Origin of the sequence: Microcoleus sp. T3_B1 (assembly GCF_036700445.1) — a bacterium.
In the GTDB taxonomy this organism is placed as follows: domain Bacteria; phylum Cyanobacteriota; class Cyanobacteriia; order Cyanobacteriales; family Microcoleaceae; genus Microcoleus.
This window is the reverse complement of the sequence record NZ_JAUBOX010000015.1, coordinates 100,420-120,751: the sequence shown is the minus strand read 5'-3', so window position 1 is coordinate 120,751 and position 20,332 is coordinate 100,420. Positions and strand designations below refer to the sequence as shown.

The 20,332-nt window shown below is 42.8% G+C and carries 14 protein-coding genes and 6 pseudogenes; 14 read left to right on the top strand and 6 right to left on the bottom strand.

From position 1 onward, the window contains the following. Nucleotides 1-114 precede the first annotated feature (114 nt). The 8 genes and pseudogenes from QT990_RS11180 to QT990_RS11145 all read left to right on the top strand — a co-directional run bounded on the left by QT990_RS11180 (nt 115) and on the right by QT990_RS11145 (nt 7,808). Nucleotides 115-1,038: a group II intron maturase-specific domain-containing protein gene (locus tag QT990_RS11180; protein WP_333465250.1), complete on the top strand. Its 924-nt coding sequence runs from the start codon at nt 115-117 to the stop codon at nt 1,036-1,038. Further along, nucleotides 1,038-1,292 (top strand): hypothetical protein, encoded by a 255-nt coding sequence (locus QT990_RS11175; protein WP_333465249.1) that lies wholly within the window; start codon nt 1,038-1,040, stop codon nt 1,290-1,292. Before QT990_RS11180 ends, QT990_RS11175 begins: the two co-directional genes overlap by 1 nt. Before the next feature lie 114 nt (nt 1,293-1,406). Continuing rightward, a protein-coding gene (locus QT990_RS11170) for an IS1 family transposase (RefSeq protein WP_333465248.1) occupies nt 1,407-2,160 on the top strand; the annotation gives its coding sequence in 2 pieces (ribosomal slippage) (nt 1,407-1,973 and nt 1,975-2,160; 753 coding nt in all). Nucleotides 2,161-2,240: 80 nt separating this feature from the next. Continuing rightward, entirely contained in the window at nt 2,241-2,642 is a 402-nt protein-coding gene (locus QT990_RS11165; protein ID WP_333301294.1) for a hypothetical protein, read from the top strand. A gap of 639 nt (nt 2,643-3,281) precedes the next feature. After that, a pseudogene (locus QT990_RS11160) lies at nt 3,282-4,353 on the top strand (IS630 family transposase). Between the two features lie 69 nt (nt 4,354-4,422). Further along, nucleotides 4,423-5,329: pseudogene (locus QT990_RS11155) on the top strand (IS5 family transposase); the annotation flags it as partial. A gap of 110 nt (nt 5,330-5,439) precedes the next feature. Then, nucleotides 5,440-6,784, top strand: a pseudogene (locus tag QT990_RS11150) (IS4 family transposase). 211 nt (nt 6,785-6,995) lie between these two features. Then, nucleotides 6,996-7,808 carry an ISAzo13 family transposase gene (locus tag QT990_RS11145; RefSeq protein ID WP_333148176.1) on the top strand — a complete coding sequence of 271 codons (813 nt, stop codon included), beginning with the start codon at nt 6,996-6,998 and terminating at the stop codon, nt 7,806-7,808. Here the strand turns inward: QT990_RS11145 and QT990_RS11140 are convergent. After that, nucleotides 7,782-8,856, bottom strand: a pseudogene (locus tag QT990_RS11140) (ISKra4 family transposase). The gene QT990_RS11145 and the pseudogene QT990_RS11140 sit on opposite strands and share 27 nt — an antisense overlap. A gap of 127 nt (nt 8,857-8,983) precedes the next feature. On the opposite strand from QT990_RS11140, the pseudogene QT990_RS11135 reads away from it, so the two are divergent. Together QT990_RS11135 and QT990_RS11130 are read left to right on the top strand one after the other, a co-directional pair. After that, nucleotides 8,984-9,439: pseudogene (locus QT990_RS11135) on the top strand (ISAzo13 family transposase); the annotation flags it as partial. Nucleotides 9,440-9,484: 45 nt separating this feature from the next. Next, nucleotides 9,485-10,084: pseudogene (locus tag QT990_RS11130) on the top strand (transposase); the annotation flags it as partial. 133 nt (nt 10,085-10,217) lie between these two features. Here the strand turns inward: QT990_RS11130 and QT990_RS11125 are convergent. From QT990_RS11125 to QT990_RS11115, 3 genes are all read right to left on the bottom strand, one after another. Continuing rightward, a complete protein-coding gene (locus tag QT990_RS11125) occupies nt 10,218-11,141 on the bottom strand; it encodes a hypothetical protein (RefSeq protein WP_333147993.1) in 924 nt (307 codons plus the stop codon). 672 nt (nt 11,142-11,813) lie between these two features. Further along, nucleotides 11,814-12,050, bottom strand: a complete 237-nt coding sequence (locus tag QT990_RS11120) for a NifU family protein (RefSeq protein WP_006632519.1) — start codon at nt 12,048-12,050, stop codon at nt 11,814-11,816. A gap of 280 nt (nt 12,051-12,330) precedes the next feature. Next, a complete protein-coding gene (locus tag QT990_RS11115) occupies nt 12,331-12,981 on the bottom strand; it encodes a DUF3386 domain-containing protein (protein ID WP_333147991.1) in 651 nt (216 codons plus the stop codon). A gap of 271 nt (nt 12,982-13,252) precedes the next feature. On the opposite strand from QT990_RS11115, the gene QT990_RS11110 reads away from it, so the two are divergent. Then, nucleotides 13,253-14,434 (top strand): transposase, encoded by a 1,182-nt coding sequence (locus QT990_RS11110; protein ID WP_333147989.1) that lies wholly within the window; start codon nt 13,253-13,255, stop codon nt 14,432-14,434. Between the two features lie 226 nt (nt 14,435-14,660). After that, nucleotides 14,661-16,199 carry a PAS domain S-box protein gene (locus tag QT990_RS11105; RefSeq protein WP_333147987.1) on the top strand — a complete coding sequence of 513 codons (1,539 nt, stop codon included), beginning with the start codon at nt 14,661-14,663 and terminating at the stop codon, nt 16,197-16,199. A 407-nt stretch (nt 16,200-16,606) separates the two neighbouring features. Here QT990_RS11105 and QT990_RS11100 read toward each other — a convergent pair whose 3' ends face one another. Continuing rightward, entirely contained in the window at nt 16,607-17,416 is an 810-nt protein-coding gene (locus tag QT990_RS11100; RefSeq protein ID WP_333412599.1) for a GAF domain-containing protein, read from the bottom strand. 312 nt (nt 17,417-17,728) lie between these two features. Here QT990_RS11100 and QT990_RS11095 point away from each other — a divergent pair, with 312 nt between their 5' ends. Next, nucleotides 17,729-17,914: a hypothetical protein gene (locus tag QT990_RS11095; protein ID WP_333465247.1), complete on the top strand. Its 186-nt coding sequence runs from the start codon at nt 17,729-17,731 to the stop codon at nt 17,912-17,914. A 132-nt stretch (nt 17,915-18,046) separates the two neighbouring features. Then, on the top strand, nt 18,047-18,229 hold the full coding sequence (locus QT990_RS11090) for a hypothetical protein (RefSeq protein WP_333412598.1): 183 nt from the start codon (nt 18,047-18,049) through the stop codon (nt 18,227-18,229). On the opposite strand, the gene QT990_RS11085 is transcribed toward QT990_RS11090, so the two are convergent. Then, nucleotides 18,230-20,128, bottom strand: coding sequence for an ATP-binding protein (locus tag QT990_RS11085; RefSeq protein ID WP_333465246.1), 1,899 nt, complete (start codon nt 20,126-20,128; stop codon nt 18,230-18,232). It lies immediately after the preceding gene. Nucleotides 20,129-20,332: the final 204 nt, after the last annotated feature.

The following is a 20,332-nucleotide window of genomic DNA, read 5'->3' as shown; positions in this document are numbered from 1 at the left end:
TAAGCCGGATGTGCCCAAAGGTACAAGTCCGGTTTTGAGGGGAGGGGGTTACAGCGATGTAATCCCTTTACCCGACTTCTTCATGAGGACTTAGAAGTCATAAAACTCTGCAAGTTGGAAATTGAGAAGTGGTTAAGTGGCATTGGGTTAGAATTAAAACCAAGCAAGACAAGATTAGCCCACACCCTGAATAAATTAGAGGATGAAGAACCCGGATTCGATTTCCTAGGGTTCAACATCAGGCAATTCCCAGTCGGAAAACACAATTCAGGAAAAAGAAGTAGGGGCGGATTATTAGGTTTTAAGACTATTATCACCCCCAGCAAGGAAAGTCAGAAAAGACACTACAGAAAAGTTGCAGAAGTAATAAATAAATCGCGAGGATTAAACCAAGCGACTTTAATTAAGAAAATCAATCCTATCATAAGGGGTTGGTGTAAATACTTCTCAACTGTCGTCAGCCAAAGAGTATTTGATAGGCTGAAGAATCTAGTATATTGGAAGCTCATGAAATGGGGTCGCCATCGTCATAGCAATAAAAGCAAAAAGTGGATAAGCCGCAAATACTTTAAAACCGTAGAAAGCAATAACTGGGTGTTCGCAACCGGAGAGGGTAACAATCCTCTAATGCTAATACAACATAGCTCCACCGAAATAAAGCGCTATGTAAAAGTAAAAGGGATGGCATCACCCTATGACGGGGACTGGATGTATTGGAGTTCAAGAATGGGAGTACACCCCGAAATACCCGTAAGAGTGGCTAAATTACTCAAGCGACAAAAAGGGAAATGCGCTCACTGCGATAACTACTTCAAAGATGGAGATTCGATAGAAGTTGACCACATCATCCCCAAATCGAAAGGTGGAAGGGAATCGTATGATAATTGGCAACTACTTCATCGACATTGCCATGACACAAAGACTGCCAATGATGGTAGTCTCGGTAACAAATCTAGCTGCAAAAGTGCTAAACCTAAGCCACCAGTGGAACCAAGCCTTTGGGTTTGGGAAAACGATATGTTGGTAATGACGTACTGATGACAACAGCCGTTTTATTGAGGAGCGGAATGATGGGAAACTATCACGTTCCGTTTTGGAGAGCAGTGAAGGAGGCGACTCCTTCACTGACTTTAATCATAGAACGTTGGTTTGAAGGTATTTTTGTACCGGAACGTTCTGAGAAGGCGGTGAGTTCCACCGCATCAGCACGGGCGAGAGTAGACAAACCCGACAACAGTCATGTTGTCGCTACTGTGAAACAGGAAGTTAACACCAAAATCACCCATGTCTAGCTATGTAGAGATTTGGGTAGCTATGGGTAAGTTTAGTGGAACGGATGTCGCGATTAAGATATTGGGTCGTGCTATTTTGTAAAGGATAGAGAAAAATAGTTAGCATGGAGTTGTATGTCTCACTTTTGCGCCGTGAAACTTTACCTACTCTGCCCAAGCTGTGGTTCTGATGACATCATGAAGAACGGCACGACCCGCCGGGGAAAACAAAACTACAAATGTCGTGATTGTGGTCGTCAATTCGTTGAGAATCCGCAGTGGAAGCCGATTGACCCAGACCGTAAAGCGATGATTGATCGCTTGCTATTGGAGAAACTTCCCCTGGCCGGAATCGCCCGTGTGATGGAAGTGTCGGAGGACTGGTTGCAAGGATATGTCAACGCTTGCTACGCTGCTGTGCCGCAACAAGTGCAGGTAAAGCCCAAAACCCAGGGACAACTAGCGGTGCAGATGGATGAGTTGTGGTCCTTCGTGGATGATAAAGGGAACAAGCAGTGGGTGTGGCTTGCCCAAGATGTCACAACCCGTGAGATTGTCGGTTGCTATATCGGCGATCGTTCTGGGGATGCTGCAAGGGCATTATGGGCCTCGCTGCCGCCTGTGTACCGACAATGTGCCGTCATCTATACCGATTACTGGCAGGCCTATGAAACAGCACTGCCGAGCAAACGTCCGAAAAGCCGTAGGCAAGGACAGTGGATTGACCAGTTACATAGAACGATTCAACAACACTTTGCGGCAACGAGTGTCACGGCTAGTAAGAAGGACATTATCGTTCTCTAAGAAGTTAGACAATCATATTGGCGCAATCTGGAATTTCATCCATCACTACAATGCACTGATTCGTTCTGAGCCTTCGAGTTGTTGAATATGTCTGCTTTTTCTCTATCCTTTACTAAATAGGACTACCAGATATTGTATGACCAGAGGTATATTCAGGCTGCTTGGATGTTGCCGATCCTAGCTCTTGGCATTTGGCCTCGCGTACTCTGCAATACAGGAATTGAGTCAGCTCTGTTGGCCATCGGGAAAGTTCAATATCCAGCTTTCCGCCAATTCTTGCGGTTTCTTTGGACTAGCATTGGATTATGGGTGGGATTTTCTACCGCAGGATTGCTAGGAGCGATCGTCGCAGTTGCCCTGAATGACCTTGGCTTCTATGCTGCAATTAGCTACGGTCTTTGGGGTGAAAAAGTGAATTGTCTGGTGCAAGATATTCAAGCTACACTTCTGCTTTTAGGATTGCTTGCAGCCGTGGTGGCAGCTCGCTACTTTTTTGGGGTTTGGTCTTCCTATAGATTTACTACTTCAGAAATACTCCTAAGATTGAGCGCTCCTCCCACTTCCTGAATGACAAAGATTAAGGGGATATCAGCCCAGTCCTTCTAGGACTGTTTTTTCTTGAGTCTCAGGTTCCTAATTAACTCTCTAAGTAGGGGTTACTGAATAAGTGCAAAAAGGTTACACCCCATATCTTGGACAATTGCTCGATCGAAAGTCAAAGGCAAGGAAAACAGATCAAATAGGGCACAACCCTTGCATCACCGCTAGCGATCGTGTACCGAAAAGCTGAGCGAGCCCCCACCTCGCCAGAAAACTGTGAATTCCTCTAGGTCGGAAATTTAGCCTCGCTCGCGTGATGGCAAAACTGGCTAATACTTCTGGAACAGAAGATTGCTGTTACTTTTTTAGTCATGAATCTTTCTACCTGGTTGCTCCGGGTTTTTTGTTTTTTTGTTGACCCATATTTTTGAGGGTTTCACCTTGAAATATAGCGCCACTATAAGCTAGGGTAATCAGGAGAATCAAACTTGTTAAACGCTGCGAGAATTTGGGAAAAATTAGGTAATTAATTTTGTCTACTTACTTAGGGCTTGCTGAATCAGTGAGAAAAGTAAACAGTGTATGGGTTTTCCGACCAAAAAAGTAGTAATACCATTTTTTTAAAGATGTGATAGACTTGTGTAAAAAGTCAAGGAGAGCATTACAATGTCGGGTCGTCCTCATATAAAAATTACAGAATCTGTAGAAGGTTTGCGAGAAATCCTCAAGCAACAAAAAAAAATACTAGCTTATAATAAAGTTCAAATGCTTTATTTATTTCAGTCAAAACAAGTAGAAACTGTTCGGGAAGTATCCACAGTTTTAGGTAAAAGTGAGGCAACGATTCATCGCTGGCTCTCCCAATATAGAAAGGGCGGTCTGGAAAATTTGTTAAAAAATAGGCAGGTTTTCGGTAGCCCAAAAAAGTTCTCAGTTGAAATAGCAGCGACCTTGCAACAAGAGTTGAGAGACCCAGAAGGATTTAAGAGTTATAAAAAAGTTCATCTTTGGCTCTGGTTGATTAAAGGAATAGCCAGTAGTTACTCGGCTGTCTATTCTTTAGTAAGATGGGAATTAAAAAGTAAATTAAAAATTCCCAGACCTCGCAGTATTTCTCAGAAATCTACGGCAATTACTGAATTTAAAAATAACTTCCATCAACAGATAAAACCTTTACTAGACAAAGCTTTACCTCAAGTAAACAAATATAAAAAAGTCACTTATTGGTGTAGTGATGAAACGCGGATAGGGCTGCATACAATAAAGTCGGCGTAAGCTGACGCTTTCCGGCGTAAAGCCACGAGGAAAGCATCAATGGAAATAAGAGTGTTTTTGGCTGTATGGCGCAGTATCGATCCCTACGGGAAAAAGTTTTTTTGGGGAGTTTTCGCATTTAGACAAAGTTTGTTTTGAAGCATATTTACAACTTTTGTCAATACAATATCCTCATGAATTACACATCATTCAAGTAGATAACGCACCCGCTCATAATTTAAGCTCATCTGAATTACCAGACAATATCATTTTACTATTTCAGCCTCCGGCAAGTCCAGAAGTAAATCCCACAGAAAGAGTGTGGGAATATCTCAAAGATTTTTTAGCTTGGTCGGTGTTTAGTAATCTTGACGAACTCCGCACAAAAATCCAGGAAATTTTGGCATCTTTCACCGATCGCGTCATTGGTTTTCTCACCGGATGGTCTTGGATTTTACATTCTTTATCTCTATCACATCTTTAAAAAAATGGTATAAGGGTGCAAGAAAAACAGGTATAATGGCTCAAAACCCGTGCATCACCATTTGTGATCGTGTACAGAAAAGTTGAGCTTGCCCCAAGCCCCCCATCCGACTTTGAACTTCCCTTTGGAGGAAGGTTGTCTGCTGACAACCGTTGGGTAAAAATGACCCAACTAATTCCTTGGTCGGAATTTGAATCAGATTATGCGGAAAATTTCCCGACCGAAATGGGCGCACCCGCCAAATCCTTTAGGATGGCATTAGGAGCATTAATTATTAAAGAAAAGCTGGGAATCAGCGACATAGAAACAGTAGAACAGATCCGAGAAAACCCATACCTGCAATACTTTATCGGTCAATCAACTTACAGTAATGAACCCCCATTTGACCCATCACCCCGCCATCCACTTTCGGCAGCGAATCAGTGCGAATTTAATCAAGAAAGTGAACGAACGAATGGTGGAAAAAATGCGCGAAACCACCCCAAAACCGCCAGAAAAAAAAAAGGATTCGGACGAAAAAAATGAATCAACCAATCAAGGAAAATTAATCATAGACGCGACCTGTGCCCCAGCAGACATTAGCTATCCGACGGACTTAGGACTATTAAACAAGGCTAGAGTTCATACCGAAAAAATTATCGACATCCTCTATAAATCCCTCAAAGAAAAAATCACAAAAAAAACCAGAACCTACCGAAAAATAGCCAGGAAAGACTACTTAGCAGTAGCCAAACAACGACGACCTAAACGAAACAAAAAAATCCAAGCCCTTAAAAAACAACTGCAATATATCAAAAGAAACCTCGCTCATATTGAACAGCTAATCGAATCAGGTGCCACCCTAAAAAGTGTGAGCCACAAGCAGTATAAAACTTTGTTAGTCCTCACAGAAGTCTATCGCCAACAACTCTGGTTATTTGAAAATAACAAACAGAGTATAGAGGACAGAATAGTAAGTTTAAGCCAACCCCACATCATTTGTGACAAGTTAAGAAAAAGTGCAAATTGTCAAGGGGGTAGACAAAAAAAGGTAAAATAGGATGAAACCTTGACCGGGCAAGCAGTTGAGCCATAATTAAACCAGTTATGACTAGCAAAAAACGAATCAACCGAGATCATGCAAAGAAAAAAAATCGTCCCCAAGTAGAAACTGAAGCGATCGCGAATTACCTGGAAGATTTATTAATTCCGGCAATGGCGGCCCAAAAAACTTTTTATCGCCAACTAAATTTAAGAGATAGAATTCTAACACTACCATTAATGATGGCAGCAATCCGCCAGTTTACTATGGCGATCCGTACCAGGAGTAACAGAATTAACCAGATTATTAAATAAAGAAGGATTTTTATGGTGTCAGCCACAAGAAATTAGTCAACAAGCATTGTCGAGCGAGATTTTTAACTTTTCCATCAATTTTATTTGAAAAAGTATTTAAAGAATTACTACCTCATTTTCGACAAAAATGGTTGATGAGAAAATCGAGACCATTACCACATAGCGTACAATTTGCCTTAAAAAACTTTGAAAATATCTGGATAGCTGACGGCTCAACATTAGAAGCATTATTTCGTAAACTAGAAAGTTTATCAGATGTTCCAATTGGTAAATTATCCGGAAAAATGGGAGTAATTATAGACCTAGTAACTCATCTTCCCGAAGAAATTTGGTTTTGGGAAAATCCGAAACAAGCAGATACTCATTGGGAAGAAGATTTACTAAAAAAAGTTAAGCCAAAAACCTTGCTGTTATTGGAATTAGGATTCTATCACTTCGCTTTTTGGTCAAAATTAATTGAGCAAGAAATTGGATTTATTACTCGGATCAAGAAAGGTGCATCTTATCAAGTCAAGCGGGTATTAACCAATACTTATGAGGTTAAAGACCAGATAATTCAGATAGGTGCAGGGACAAAAAACACACCAACTTTGACTATAAGATTAGTACAAATCCGCTCAAAAAACTCCTGGCGTTCTTATCTGACAAGTGTCCAAAACCCCGAAATATTGCCCCCCTATGTAGTAGCAGATTTATATCAAAGACGCTGGCGAATTGAAGAGGCATTTTGTATAGTAAAGAGACTCCTAAATTTAAGTTATTTATGGACAGGTTCGTCCAACGGAATCCAGCTTCAAATCTGGGCTACTTGGCTATTTTATGCGGTTTTGGTAGACTTGGGAGATGCCGTTGCGGATGAATTAGGAGTGCCAATTGAACGTGTTTCACTCTTAAATGATTTATCGAGGGATGTATCATTTTTCTGTGGCCTATCAAAAAGGATTAGCTTCTGACCTAGTTAAGTATTTTGCCGACGCAAAAAATCAAGATTTAGGGATTGTTAAGCTACGCATGAAAACCTCATGTCAGGCTAATTATTTCTCCTTTCCCTGGAACTCAAAGAAGTCCCGAACAATTTTTTTTCAATAATGAATGAACAAATGGAGTCATATTTTAATTGGTATTTCGGTAAAAAATGAGTAAGATTACTCATTGACAACAGTGTTTTTAGCTTAGGAATAAAAAATAAATAAGTTGATGAGTTATCGGTTATAATGAAAAAAGTGTGAGATTACAATTTTCACTCCTACAGAGCTCGACTCACAACAGATTTTTATACACAACTACTCTAATTGGCGTTTAAACCCATGTCTTATTCTAATTCAATTGAGTCAGAAATGAAAAAATTTTATAAATCCTTATCAGAAAAGGATAAAAGAAGGTATGCAGCTATCGAAGATCAAAAATTAGGATGGGGTGGAATTAGCTATGTAATGCAACTTTTGGGATGCAGTCGAAACACCATCGTCAAGGGAATAGAAGATTTAGAAAAAATGGACTCAGAGACACTCAATAGTTCCCGGATCAGAAAGAAAGGAGGGGGAAGAAAAAGTATTCTGTCTACTCAAATCGGTATTGATGCAGCATTTTTAGAAGTTTTAAAAAATTACACAGCCGGAGACCCAATGAATGAATTAATCAAATGGACTAATTTGACGCATAAAGAAATAGCTGCGGGACTACGAGCGGCAGGTTTTACCATTAGTCTCCCATTAGTTGCCAAACTATTAAAAAAGCATGGGTATGTGAAACGAAAAGCTCAAAAAAAACAAACAATAGGAATTAATAAAAATCGAGATGCTCAATTTAAAAACATTGCTAGACTTCATGCAGAGTATAGAAAAGCCAGCAATCCCATCCTACGTTTTGATACCAAAAAGAAAGAAGTTTTAGGAAATTTGTATCGTCCGGGAACTCTCTATACAAAGGAACCTGTCACTACTTTCGATCATGATTTTTGGAGTTTAGGTCACGGTAAAGTGATTCCGCATGGGGTTTATGATTGTCAACAAAACCGAGGATATATAACATTAGGAAATAGTAAAGACACCAGTGAATTGGGAGCGTGTCACTTTTGCGATGAGTATTTATACTTAAACATTTCTTCGCTTACCAATTAAGCCATTTAAGTAAGCACATCGATGAGCCAATACCTGCCCAATATGTTCTGATTTCCAACTTGCTCCAGATATTTTAACCCGTCTAGCTATTTGCTTGATTCCTGATTCTACTGCTCCAGAACCAATCGAACAGATTCCATCTCTCTGGAAAAGTTCGTAATTAATAATTCTTTCTTTATGCTTTTCTAAATACTTACAAAAATTAACGGCTGGCTTTTTCTTCAATCCTATGAATAGTGCTATTGCCTTTTTTACATTTCCTTTCCATAAATATGTTTCTGCTTGCTTCAATCGCTTCATTGAACCGCCTACTTTCTGAAGGTTTTCATTCAAATGATACCAGTCCAGAATTTCCCTTCTGTCCTGTTCACAACTAATTTCCTTGAATATATTCCATACGCCATCATGTCCATCACCGTCTGACAATTTACTGGTTTTGCTAGTGGCTGTTGATTGGCCCAATTAATGATGAGCTCATTTTGGTCAAAACTACTTACTATCCCTGCTTCTGACACAATTGCTTTATAGTCTTTCCACTCGGATTTTTCTCCGAGTGGTGTTATCAATCGTGCTTTTCCACCGTCTGCACTTAACTCGGTAATATCTGCTGTTGCTACAGGCTGCTCAAATTTTTGATAATGTACTAATATGAGTTGTGTCTTCGCTGGCACCGTAATCCCTGTTATATATTCAATATCTTGGGCTGCATTTTGATATGCAACATTAGCACTCAGTCTTAAACAACAGTTTTCTAAATGTGGACTCAATCTACTCCCACTCCCACACCCTAGTTTATCTGCTTGCTTTTGGGTGATGCTTAAATCACCTAATGTACTTTTTAATCTCTTTACCCTTCCTGCTTTTGTCCCGCTCGCTGAGTAGATAAAAAAATTCCGATCTGCGGTGTCACATGAGTTAACACCTTATCTTTAACCGTGATCTCGATATCTTCTAATGTTTTCAACGATTTCGGGTCACAATCAGCATACAGGATTGCCGAAATAGCCTCTACATATGTTTGAATCGCCTGTTGTTGTTCGGGAGTCATCGTTCAATCGCCACTAATTAAGACATCATTATTTTCGCCGATTTTGCCAACAATAGCTCAAAACCTTTGCCCTACTTATTCTGAGTATTTATACTTATCGCAAAAGTGACACGCTCCCAGTGAATTCGCCTGTGAGTCTTTAAAAAATTGGTGGAATAATTATGGTAAAGCAGCCTACCCTAACGCTAATTCTATCTTGGCGAAATGTGATGGGGGAGGTAGTAATAATGCTAATCATTATATTTTTAAAGAAGATTTGCAGAAATTAGTTAATGAAATAGGAATTGAGATCAGAATTGCTCATTACCCTCCTTATACATCTAAATATAATCCGATAGAACATCGACTTTTTCCTCATATTACCAGGGCTTGTCAAGGAGTAATTTTTACAAGTTTAGAATTAGTCAAAGCTCTCGTAGAAAAAACTCACACTAAAACGGGACTATCTGTAGCTGTAAATATCCTTAATAAAGTTTATCAAACTGGTAGGAAGGTAGCTGATAACTTCAAAAATACTATGCAAATTGTTTTTGACGAATATTTGCCAAAATGGAATTATCGAGCCGTACCCCAACCTGAGTAATTCATTAAGTTATTTATTTTTCATTCCTTAACTTGTGAGGAATGACCCCACATCCGTCCAATTATCAGAGGAAAAGCAGGAAAGCCCGTAGAGTTTGGAGCCAAACTGTCAGCGAGTTGCAATGAAGGATATGTATTTCTAGACCGGATAAGTTGGGATAACTTTAACGAATCAGGAGACTTAAAAGCACTCATTTGAAGCATTTAAAAATTACACAGGATACTATCCAGAATCAGTCCATGCAGATCGCATTTATCGAACAAGAGAAAACCGAGCTTGGTGTAAAGAAAGAGGAATTAGAATTAGTGGCCCCCCTTTAGGAAAGCCACCAGCAAATGTTAGTAAGGAAACCAAGAAACAAGCCTGGGAAGATGAAAGAATTCGTAACTCTATTGAGGGCAAATTTGGGACTTGCGAAAAAGAAGATTTAGCCTGAATCGGGTGATGGCAAAACTTGATAATACTTCCGAAACAGCCATTGCTATTACTTTTTTAGTAATGAACCTTTCTACCTGGTTAAGACGGGTTTTTTGTGCGTTTTTATGTCACAAACCGAAAATCACACCTATTTACGGTTCAATGATTATTAAAAGCTATAGCAGGGCAAGTTATAGTCAACAAAAAGTTATGTTTCGCCGAGCTTGAATTGCCCATCAAGTGCGATGCCTACGGCTGGCTACGCCTACGCGATTTTTTCTAACTTATTCAGCAAGCCCTACTTACCTGTCTCAATTTAGCCCCTGCAAGGGCAGGCATTTTGCCTGCCCCACCAACAAAATTATTTTTGAAGAGCTAGCCTTTGTTTAAACTGCCGCCAGTAAGAGCCTACTGGTGATTTTCCGAACATAATTCGCAATTTTTTCATAATTCCCATCTGCGACTGTCCATAATAAAGTGCCTGAGCAGGAATCCTTTCGGCATCAGAAAAACCCACATTGATAAAGCGTTCAATTCCTTCTCGCTTCAGGTATTTTTGACGAGTCTTCTGCAAGCGCTCTTCGTGAGTATTTGTATGAAATACCGTCCAGTTCGGATCTTCTGCCTTACATAAGCTGTATTCCTTGTGGCGTTCTACGTACTGCTCGAAAGCGAGTTCCCATAAATATCTGTCCTGATTAGTCGCCTTAGCTGGATTCTCACCTTTGAAGCCAGACATAATAAAATCCCCAGCAAATTCATGGGTTGCCGCCATAAATTTACTCCGCTTCATCAGAGCAAAATTCAGACTACACTTGTCGCTAAAGTACCACCCCGGCCAGGCGTCGTGGTGCTGCGATGGCAGATTGAATGAACCGCTAACCGAGAAAACATCATCGCGTTCGAGATAACCAATCGCTTCCTCTAACCAACCATCGTGGCCCTTTCGGTAGGGCAAGGTGTCAACGTGGAAAAATAGCAAGTAAGGTTTACTCGCGATCGCCCCCGATGTATATTCTTTTATATAACCAGACTCCATCCCCCCATGATTATCTTCGTGATTAGACTGGATTACCTGCAATTTGTCAATCAAACCTTCTTCAAACAATTGCCAGTATACCCTTTGAGTTTTGAGATCGCTGCCACAATCTACAACGACAACTTCACCAGGTTTACCCCCTAAAAACTGAAACCAATCTTGGAGAATGTCAGCAAATACTAAAGCATCCCCAAAGTTGGATGTCACCATTGAAATTTGGTCGAGGGTGTTCAGTTGTGGAATCATAAGCAAATGCCTCACACTTCATAATATAAAAAGCAGAAATGATTTAAAAGTTTAGCAAAAAATTAGCAATTTTTCGGCTTCCTCCTAGGTAACCTGGCAACATTAATTACATAAAGACTCTTGACTAAGCAAGGCTTGCAGGCCAGATTTGGGTATCCACTCAATAAATCGGGGTAAATCGCTCAGTGACGAGCCTCTTTCCGGGAGCAAAATCCTTCCCGACAGGGTAGTCTACCCCGATTTATTGAGCGGAGACAGATTTTGTGCAATTAATTCTACACAACTACTATAGCCTTTCTCAGATAGGTGAGGTATGACTCGGAGCGGAGTTTTTTGTCTGTATCTCGCTTACTATATAACGACCATAAGAGGGCTCTCATCCCAACAACGTACCTCATCTTTCTGAGAAAGGCTATACCAGCATAGAGTGCTTTGACATCTCCCTCGCCTGAAAAGGCAAGGGGATTAGTAAGACCATAATCGTAGTCTTAAAGCTGTGGACAATTCGCTTCTACACGCTCAAAAACAACTACCAGTACAAGAGGTATGCAATTACGCTTACTTTTATCTTGTTTTGCTTTCCTTCGGCGGTTGAAACAGCAGAAAAGTCCATCCCCGTGTCTGTAGCCCGGGGATTCCGTCTCGTTTTTTGGTGAATTACTCGTTACCCAGCTACATTACCTGTTCGACTTCAGCAATTTCTGGGATAGCCTCGCGCAGGCGACGTTCAATGCCCATTCTCAGAGTCATTGTGGAACTCGGGCAAGAGCCGCAAGCTCCTTGCAGTCTCAGGTGTACCACTGGGCCGTCAATTTCTACGAGCTCGACGTTGCCACCGTCGGATATCAGGTAGGGACGCATTTCATCGAGAACTGTTTCGACGTTATCTCTGGTTAGTGCTAGTGTCATATTTCGCCTCTGTGATGATTTCTTGCAGTTGATAAAAGTTCGATTTGACTCAAGGGCAGCATTCTCAACCCGCGCGGGATTTAAGAAACCGGGTTTCTTGACAAAAGACTTGCACGCTCAGGTGAGCTGGCTACAGGAAACCCGGTTTCTCTCACGCTGATGCTCGATTTCAATTCGCTCTCTGGTTCGATCGTAGCGTTACTTGCCGCCAAATCAAGTTGATTCTGATACGTTATCCAAAAAAACCCGTTTTATTTAAGAAATCGGGTTTTTGAGGCCGCTACACTACTGCTGGTTCTAGCAGTTTGACGTTGGAGTAGTTGAACTCGGTTGTTGTCAATTGACCTTTTTCTTTTGATCGAACTACTTGCTTTGTCATGACATAATAGTCGCCTATCTTGTCAAAGGTATCTTCAAATTCGAGTTCTTTGATGATTTCGTCTGTTTGGGGGTTGCGGAAAACGGCATCGTAGTGGGTTGCCAAAGAACCTTCGGGTGTCTCTAAGCTTTTATGCGTGTCAATTACGAAAGCCATGCGGCCCATCACCCGGCTGACTTGACAAATTGAGAGACCTCGGACTTTATAGTTAGACCCCATTGAGTCGCCTTGCACCAAGATGTCCACAGCGTCTGTGCTGTCCTTCTCGCCGAGGGTGAAGCTATTTTTGCCGTGAGATTTTTCAAATGTCGAGCGTTTGCGGTGGGTGACAATATCGCGCATTTGGGTGTAGACGCTTTGCTGCACTTCCTCGTCTTCAATGCCCGTGACTTCCACGCTCATGTCGGGTTTGATCCAAACATGACCCGTATATACTTCGTCGCCCTGTTTGAGTTCAATATCGGCACTGTAACCGGGAAAATTGGCATCCCAGGTATAGCGGTGTTCGTAAGCAGCGCGAAACAAATCGCGAGCGTTGGCTTGCTCTGTCATAAATCCCTCTTTCTCTTGACACCCATCTAGTTTAGCTTAACCGCGAGAAGCCCCACATTCACTGGGTAGGGGAGTTACCCGCACTCCTAGCGAGCACTTCTTGGGGGTGCGGCTGGGCTGGCAATTAGGGCGCAACAAGAATTTACCGCAAAAGTGGGTATAAAGCCCCGTCCTTCTAAGACGGCTTTAATTTCTACAATTTGTAAATAATTGTTAAATAGGTAGATTTTGTGGGTAAAAGTTGCAGTAAAAATAATGATAAACTATTCCCATGATAGTATTAGAGTTTAAGTTGAAAGGCAAAGCGGAGCAATATCGGATCATGGACGAAATGATTCGGACGGCTCAATTTGTCCGAAACAAAACTCTTAGACATTGGATAGACAATCAAGGAATTAAGCTGGTAGACCTATACAAACAGTGTGCCATTATGGCGAAAGAGTTTGAATGGGCAGGCAAGCTTAACTCGACGGCACGTCAAGCTTCGGCGGAGCGTGCCATTTTTGCTATAGGGCGTTTTTTTGCTAATTGCAAAGCAAAGAAACCAGGGAAAAAGGGATTCCCGCAGTTCAAAAAGCACACTCGTTCCGTTGAGTACAAACAATCGGGTTGGTCACTTTCTGCCGACAAAAGATGTTTAACATTTAAAGACGGCTTCGCTGCTGGGAAGTTCAAGTTGGTTGGTAGTCGGGATTTGTATTTCTACGCGCCAAACGAGATTAAACGAATCAGAGTCGTGCGTCGTGCCGACGGATACTACGCTCAATTTTGTATCAATGTGGAACGGAAAGAGGAAGCTATTTCCACTGGTAAAGCCATTGGAATAGATGTCGGATTAAACCATTTTTATACTGATAGCGATGGCGAAACAGTTCCTAATCCTCGGTATCTCCGCAAAAGCGAAAAAGCTCTGAAGAGATCGCAGAAGCGAGTTTCTCGGAAAAAGAAAGGTTCTAAAAATCGAAAAAAAGCGATCAACAAGTTAGGAAGAAAACACCTGAAGGTCAGTAGACAGCGTAAAGACTTCGCCATTAAGACGACGCCCGGCGCGGTGAAATCTAACGATTTTGTAGCCTACGAAGACCTTCAGGTGCGGAACATGGTTAAGAACCATAAACTCGCTAAATCAATTAGCGATGCTGCGTGGTCACAGTTTGCTCAATGGTTGGAATACTTTGGAAAAGTGTACGGCAAAACAGTTATTGCTGTTGCTCCTCAGTACACATCTCAGGAATGTTCAAACTGTGGCAACCTGGTTAAAAAAACTCTGTCAACTCGAACCCATATTTGTGGTTGTGGTGTGGTGTTAGATCGCGACCATAATGCCGGAAAAAATATTTTGGCAAAGGGATTGAAGCAGGCAGGAATCAATTTAAATACGGTGGGGCACACCGAAATTTACGCTGGGGGACAGACCGATCTCTACTCGCTGATGGTAGCCAAACAGAGATAAGTTCGACTGGATGATCCAAGAATCCCTGCGCCTTTAGGCAAGGGAGTGTCAATTTCTCTATCGGTTGCTATGATCGGAAAATAAAGTCCCAAAATGCCTGGTTATTGAGAGCGCGATGGGTCGCAAGCCACACACCAGTCTTAGTTATGGGTTATGTTGAAAAAACTTGTGTCCGCTTTTTAGGGGTTGCACCCGCAGGCAACTATTAGATTCCCCCCTTAATAAAATGCTAGAAACTGTCTACAAACACTTAGAAACATTGCAGGAACAAGCTAGAGAATTGCCACCACCGCAACAGGCAATTCTCACGGAAACTCTGGAAATTTTATCTAATTCTTTGCAGGAAATTGCAGCAGATCGCCTGTTGGAAATGGCGAGATATAACGAAGTAAAGCTGGTTGAAATCGAAAAAAAAAATCGCCTCTTGGAACGCACTGTAGCCCAGCAAGTAGGGCAAATCAGACAGCTACGGGAGCAGTTGGAAAAACAAATTAGCCAGCACCGCAGGGACAATCAAGGATTAATTAAAAGTGAAGCCAAACTGCAAGCTATGCTGCGTAATTCTCCCGATCTAATTAGCATTGTCGGCTCCGACGGGCGAGTTCGATATCACAGCGGAGCCCTACAGCGGCTTTTGGGTTACAACCCAGAAGAAAGAATTGGCAAATTTCACGGCGAGTTAATCCATCCAGACGATTTGCTGGCTTGGCAGACGTATTTTGGTAAGTTGTTAGAATCTCCCGGCATTGGGGGGGCAATCGAATATCGGAAACGCCATGCTGACGGTTCTTGGATCTACATGGAGTCGGTAGGTAACAGTTTGCTTTGCGATTCGAGCGTGCAGGGAATTATAATTAATTCGCGGGAAATAGGGGAACGAAAGCAAGCCGAAATCGCAGTCCGAGAGTCGGAACTCCACTACAGAGTTATGTCGCAAATTACTTCGGATTTTGCCTATTCTTTTAAGGGACTGCCCGACGGCAAGTTCGCCTGCGAGTGGGCGACAGAAGCTTTTGAGCGCTGCACAGGGATCGTTCCTGAAGAATTAGAATCGTTTGGTTGGTGGAACTCCGAACTCGTTCATCCTGACGACAGGGAAATGTTAATTAAACAATTAGAAGGCTGTACTTTCAGCCGCACTGGAGCTAATGAGTATCGCATTCTTAATCAAAAAGGCGAGGTGCGCTGGGTGCGGGACTACTGGCAAGTGGTGTGGGACAAAACTGCTGAACGGGTTGTCCGTTTGTGGGGCGCTTGTCAGGAAATTACCGATCGCAAGCAAGTAGAATTGAAACTGCAACTCGTTAACCAAGTTTTGCAAGCCCAGATAGCATCGGCGCCGCTGGCGATTAACTGTACCAGCAATGACGGCAATACCGTTGTTTGGAACCGCGCCGCCGAACAACTTTTTGGCTGGACTGCGGCTGAGGTTTTAGGGAAACCTTTACCGAATATTCCTCAAGGCCAAAAGCAAGATTTTTACGCCCTGCTAAAGTCTGCGTCTAATGGCAACCCGCACAACGGTTTGGAAATATCTTTGTTGAAAAAAGACGGTAGTTCGATCGATGTTTGGCTTTGGGCCGCACGCGTGCGAGATGCGGGCGGCCAGACTGTCGGCAGTATCAACATATTTTCTGATCTTTCAGAACGCAAGCGCATAGAGGAAGAGCGCCAAAAACTAGCAGCGATGAAAGATATGGAGGAACCTTTTTGGGCGCGCTATGTCAGCCCTCCGAAAACTACGAAAAAAAAGGGCGGTGGGTAATTCTCTCAAGCACAATTTAAAAGCATTAAAAGTGCAAAAGTGCAATCTTATGCTTGCAATAAGCTGCTACGCATCTAAATTGAATACAGAGACGGGCTCTCCTGCCCGTCCCACAAGAATTGTAGAAAAATTGACTGTCAAATTAGATGCACAACAGCTTATCCTTTCCGGTCAAATAACCTATTTGATGGGAGTCGTTCGAGCGGACATAATATGATAAATACACCGGGCTACCACCTGTAGTAGTTGCTCTGCTGTACTGTGTAAAACTATTTTTCCCTAAAAATAATTGATGAACCAGCTATCGAATTTATTGAGGGAATCTATCGATAAAGTGTCAGCTTTTTTCTGGGTAAAACTTGTGGGCACGGTAAATATTAGACTTGTCAAAGACGCCACTCGAAGGTTTACTGATGCCCAGATTTTTCCTGGTTCCTGAAAGTGGCTAACTCTGCGTGAGTTTGGCAAGCTTCACTTAACTCAATGTAATCTAAGATATTGGAAATTACCTGAGAAAGGTGGATAGCCGAACGGTGAGCTTCTTCGATAAAATCTCTCTCCTCTATGGGATCGTCAGCTTGGTCGTCTATGGTTAGTTGTAGATAGCCGATGATGTGATTTAGGGGAGTGCGGAGCTCGTGGGACGCTTTCAACAAAAATTGCTTTTTGAGCTGGGATAGTCCTTGTACTCGCTTGCTGCGCTCTTGGTAGAGGGTGGCGAGGGCGATCGCACTTCCTACTTGCTCGGCAAGTTCTTGTGCGAATTCGATCTGGCATTGAGTCCAAGGTCGATCGGTCTTACCCTTCCCCGACGATCGACCTTTGCACTGATGCAAGCTAATTATGCCGTTAGGTTGCTCTTGGTAAGCGGTAGCCACCACTAGCAGCGACTGCGGCCCAAAAGAGTCATTGGCTGCAAAGGACTCTACTACCACCGGTTCGAGGGTGGCTAGAGCTTGAAGGAAATGAGGTGCTGCTGTGAGCGAGATTTCCATTCCCAGCATCGGTAAAAATGGTTCTTGGCAGTATTCAGCAGCTACTTTGACTTGCAGACTAGAACTTTCATAGGGACAAAGGATGCAGCGGCTGACGCCTAGTGTTTCTCCCAGACTGTTAACTGTTTGCTGCCAGATGGTATGGAGATCCAAGGTTCGACGAATCTTTCTGCCAATTTGGAGTAAAAGTTTTTGCGATTGAGCTGATATTTGCTGATTCATAGCAACCCTTTTTCTAATAGACTGGCAAAAGTTTACCATTCTGCCAACTGAGCAGGAATTTACTGAATTTGCCAGCCTGCCGCTGCCCGACTTAGGGATTACGTAATTCTACTTAAATCTTCCCACACCCCGTCAAACATTACTAAGTAGTTTCGGTGTCTTTACAAGATCTTTATGATTTTCACAGAGAACTGAGAGCGTCCAGTATGCTTAATAATCCTTTACAGTAGGGGGTTGGGAAGCTTAATCAGTCGTATAAGCTGGCATTAAGTTTTTGTAAAGCTGGCGGTGTGCGCGGGTTTACTCGGAGGTGTGAGAGCCCAGCGGACAAATAAAGATGAGCTTTGTTATCCGTACCCCGGATTTGATTTATGCGAATTCTGGGTGGGGATTGGAAGTGGCGGGGACGATCGATCTCAGTTGCAAGCTCCCAAGGAGGGAGATTGGCGATGGATAAAAGTTAAAATTGATACAGGGGCGATCGAACTGTGTTTGTAGGATAATTACCAATTATCGATGACTTTTATTCACGCAACGGAACTCACGGATACAGGAATATAGTAATTTTTAAGTGAGTAAGGTACAGTTGGGTAATTGGTAATTGGTAATATCAATTCCGGCTGCGCCGGAATGATATCAAATCCGCGCTCCGAAGTCGGGCGTAAAGTGGAATTAAGCTGCCAAGAAATAATTCGCGCAATTTTCATTTTTTTACTCACAGTCAACAGTCAACAGTCAACAGTCAACAGTCAACAGTCAACAGTCAACAGTCAACAGTCAACAATGATTACGGTTGCACCGGAATCGATATGATTAATTTTTAAATAGTGGTTCTTGATAAAGCGGCACAGTAAAAGTAACAGTAGCTCCCAGCCCTTCCCCCATACTGTAAAAATTTACTGTACCCCCCATTGCTTCTACGAGTTTTTGAGAAATAGCCAATCCCAAACCGGTGCCGCCGTATTGCCTGGTACGATCGCCGTCCACCTGAAAAAAGGACTCAAATAATTTATCTTGCTTGTCGAGAGAAACGCCAATACCAGTATCAGCGACTCGAATTTTTACCATTCCGGGGAACTGCTGGTTGTGAACAGTCACCTTTTTCTTAATAACCTCGGCACTGATGCGAATTCCCCCTTCCCCGGTAAATTTAATTGCATTGCCCGTGAGGTTCAAGATTACTTGAAGCAGGCGTTGGTAGTTGCCATACACAATAATCTCGTCCTCCACAGGGGGTTTTTGGATTTGAAATTGCAATCGCTTTTGCTCGACTTGAACCCGTGTAAAATCCTCAACTTGTTGCAAAAGTTCACCGAGTTTGACGGGAGCGAGGTCTAACTCCATTTTGCCAGCTTCGATTTTAGCGACATCCAAAATATCGTTAATCACATTGAACAAATGTACTGCTGAGCGGTAAGCTTCTTCGATAAATTGGTGCGCTTCTTCGGGGTCATCTGCCATGCCGTCCATAAGCAGTTTTAGGAAGCCGAGGATGCCGTTGAGGGGGGTGCGGAGTTCATGAGAAGTATTAGCAAGAAATTGACTTTTAAGTTGGGAAAGAGCCACGGCTTCGGCGCGAGCCTGTTCTAATTCTTGGTAAAGTGTAGCGTGGGCGATCGCACTGCCGACTTGAGCGACTAACTCGCGGGCGAATTCGAGTTCGACAGGACTCCATTTCGGAGAGTTGCCGCAGCGGTGCAAACATATCAGTGCATTGGGTTGGTCTTCATAGGAGGTAGCTGCTACGAGCACGGAATGGCGGTAGAAGGGATCGGTGGCGGGGGAGGCGTAATCGACTGCTACTGGTTTTAAGGTGGCTAAAGTTTGAATCCACCCTGGCTGTTCGGCTGCGCGCAGTTCTAATCCCAGCATAGAAGAGTAAGCTTCTTGGCGGTACTCAGCTACTACTTTAAAAGTTTTCGATTGGAGATTTTCGATTTGAGCGGGAGAAAGCCGGAGCGAGGGGTCGCTAGCTATGGACTGTTGTAATTCGGCTGCTGCGGCGGTCGAATTTTGCTGATTTTCTGAGGCAAGGAAGGGGGATGTTTCGAGATTTTCGCTGTCTTTTTTGTAGGAACAGATGATGCAGCGACTCGCGTTCAAAACTTGACCCAAACTGTTAACAGTTTGTTGCCAAATTGTGTCTAAATCGAGGGTTTTGTGCAGGTTTTGAGCGATTTGGGAGATGATTTTACGGTCGATTTCCGAGTAGGGAGGGAGCGATCGACCGGGGATACGGCTCGCTGGAAGCGACATTTGTTGGCGGGCGTCCAAGGAGGAGGGCAAAGCTCGATAGAGCATGAATTCTGGGGAGTCTGGCCGTCTGTCTGTGGGTTTGTCAGACAGCAGCCTTCCCATAACTAGGACTTTTGTAGCTTTGCCGTTTGAGTCGATCGCCGGAGTGAGTGTCAAATCGAAGAGAAAATATTGTCCGGCGTGGCAAAATGGATAGCTGAAGCGTTGCGGTACGAGGGTTTCGATCGCCCGCCGCAGGATATCGAGATAAGGCGCAGGGGGGATGGGTTGCAGGGTTTCGCTGAGGGGGCGATCGACAATTTGTTCTGCTGTAAGGTTGTACTGCTCGGCTTTTTGCCAGTAAAAAGATAGATATCGACCAGAGGCGTCTTGGGTAAATACTAATTCTGCCCCTAACTCTTGAAAAAAAACTGTAGAGGCGAGGCTCGATCGCCGAAAATCTGTGTTAGAGTCCATCAGAGTAGGGGATGAAAGTAGTTCGTATTTTGGAGTCTTGAGTTTTTAATAAAGATTTCAAGACTCCCCATTGTTGGGGCTTCTACTGTTAATTTATGAGTTATTAATCAATTAAAAACTTGTGGGCTTTTTAATTAAAACATTAATCGCTCAAAACTCACAATTTGCAAAACTTTTAGGCTTCTACTATTGACTTTTGAGTGA

Excerpts from the sequence above, each read along its gene's own strand:
- QT990_RS11175 (WP_333465249.1), top strand. The coding sequence starts at position 1,038 with ATGACAACAGCCGTTTTATTGAGGAGCGGAATGATGGGAAACTATCAC.
- QT990_RS11165 (WP_333301294.1), top strand. The coding sequence starts at position 2,241 with ATGTTGCCGATCCTAGCTCTTGGCATTTGGCCTCGCGTACTCTGCAAT.
- QT990_RS11145 (WP_333148176.1), top strand. The coding sequence starts at position 6,996 with ATGTCTTATTCTAATTCAATTGAGTCAGAAATGAAAAAATTTTATAAA.
- QT990_RS11125 (WP_333147993.1), bottom strand. The coding sequence starts at position 11,141 with ATGATTCCACAACTGAACACCCTCGACCAAATTTCAATGGTGACATCC.
- QT990_RS11120 (WP_006632519.1), bottom strand. The coding sequence starts at position 12,050 with ATGACACTAGCACTAACCAGAGATAACGTCGAAACAGTTCTCGATGAA.
- QT990_RS11115 (WP_333147991.1), bottom strand. The coding sequence starts at position 12,981 with ATGACAGAGCAAGCCAACGCTCGCGATTTGTTTCGCGCTGCTTACGAA.
- QT990_RS11110 (WP_333147989.1), top strand. The coding sequence starts at position 13,253 with ATGATAGTATTAGAGTTTAAGTTGAAAGGCAAAGCGGAGCAATATCGG.
- QT990_RS11105 (WP_333147987.1), top strand. The coding sequence starts at position 14,661 with ATGCTAGAAACTGTCTACAAACACTTAGAAACATTGCAGGAACAAGCT.
- QT990_RS11100 (WP_333412599.1), bottom strand. The coding sequence starts at position 17,416 with ATGAATCAGCAAATATCAGCTCAATCGCAAAAACTTTTACTCCAAATT.
- QT990_RS11090 (WP_333412598.1), top strand. The coding sequence starts at position 18,047 with ATGATATCAAATCCGCGCTCCGAAGTCGGGCGTAAAGTGGAATTAAGC.
- QT990_RS11085 (WP_333465246.1), bottom strand. The coding sequence starts at position 20,128 with ATGGACTCTAACACAGATTTTCGGCGATCGAGCCTCGCCTCTACAGTT.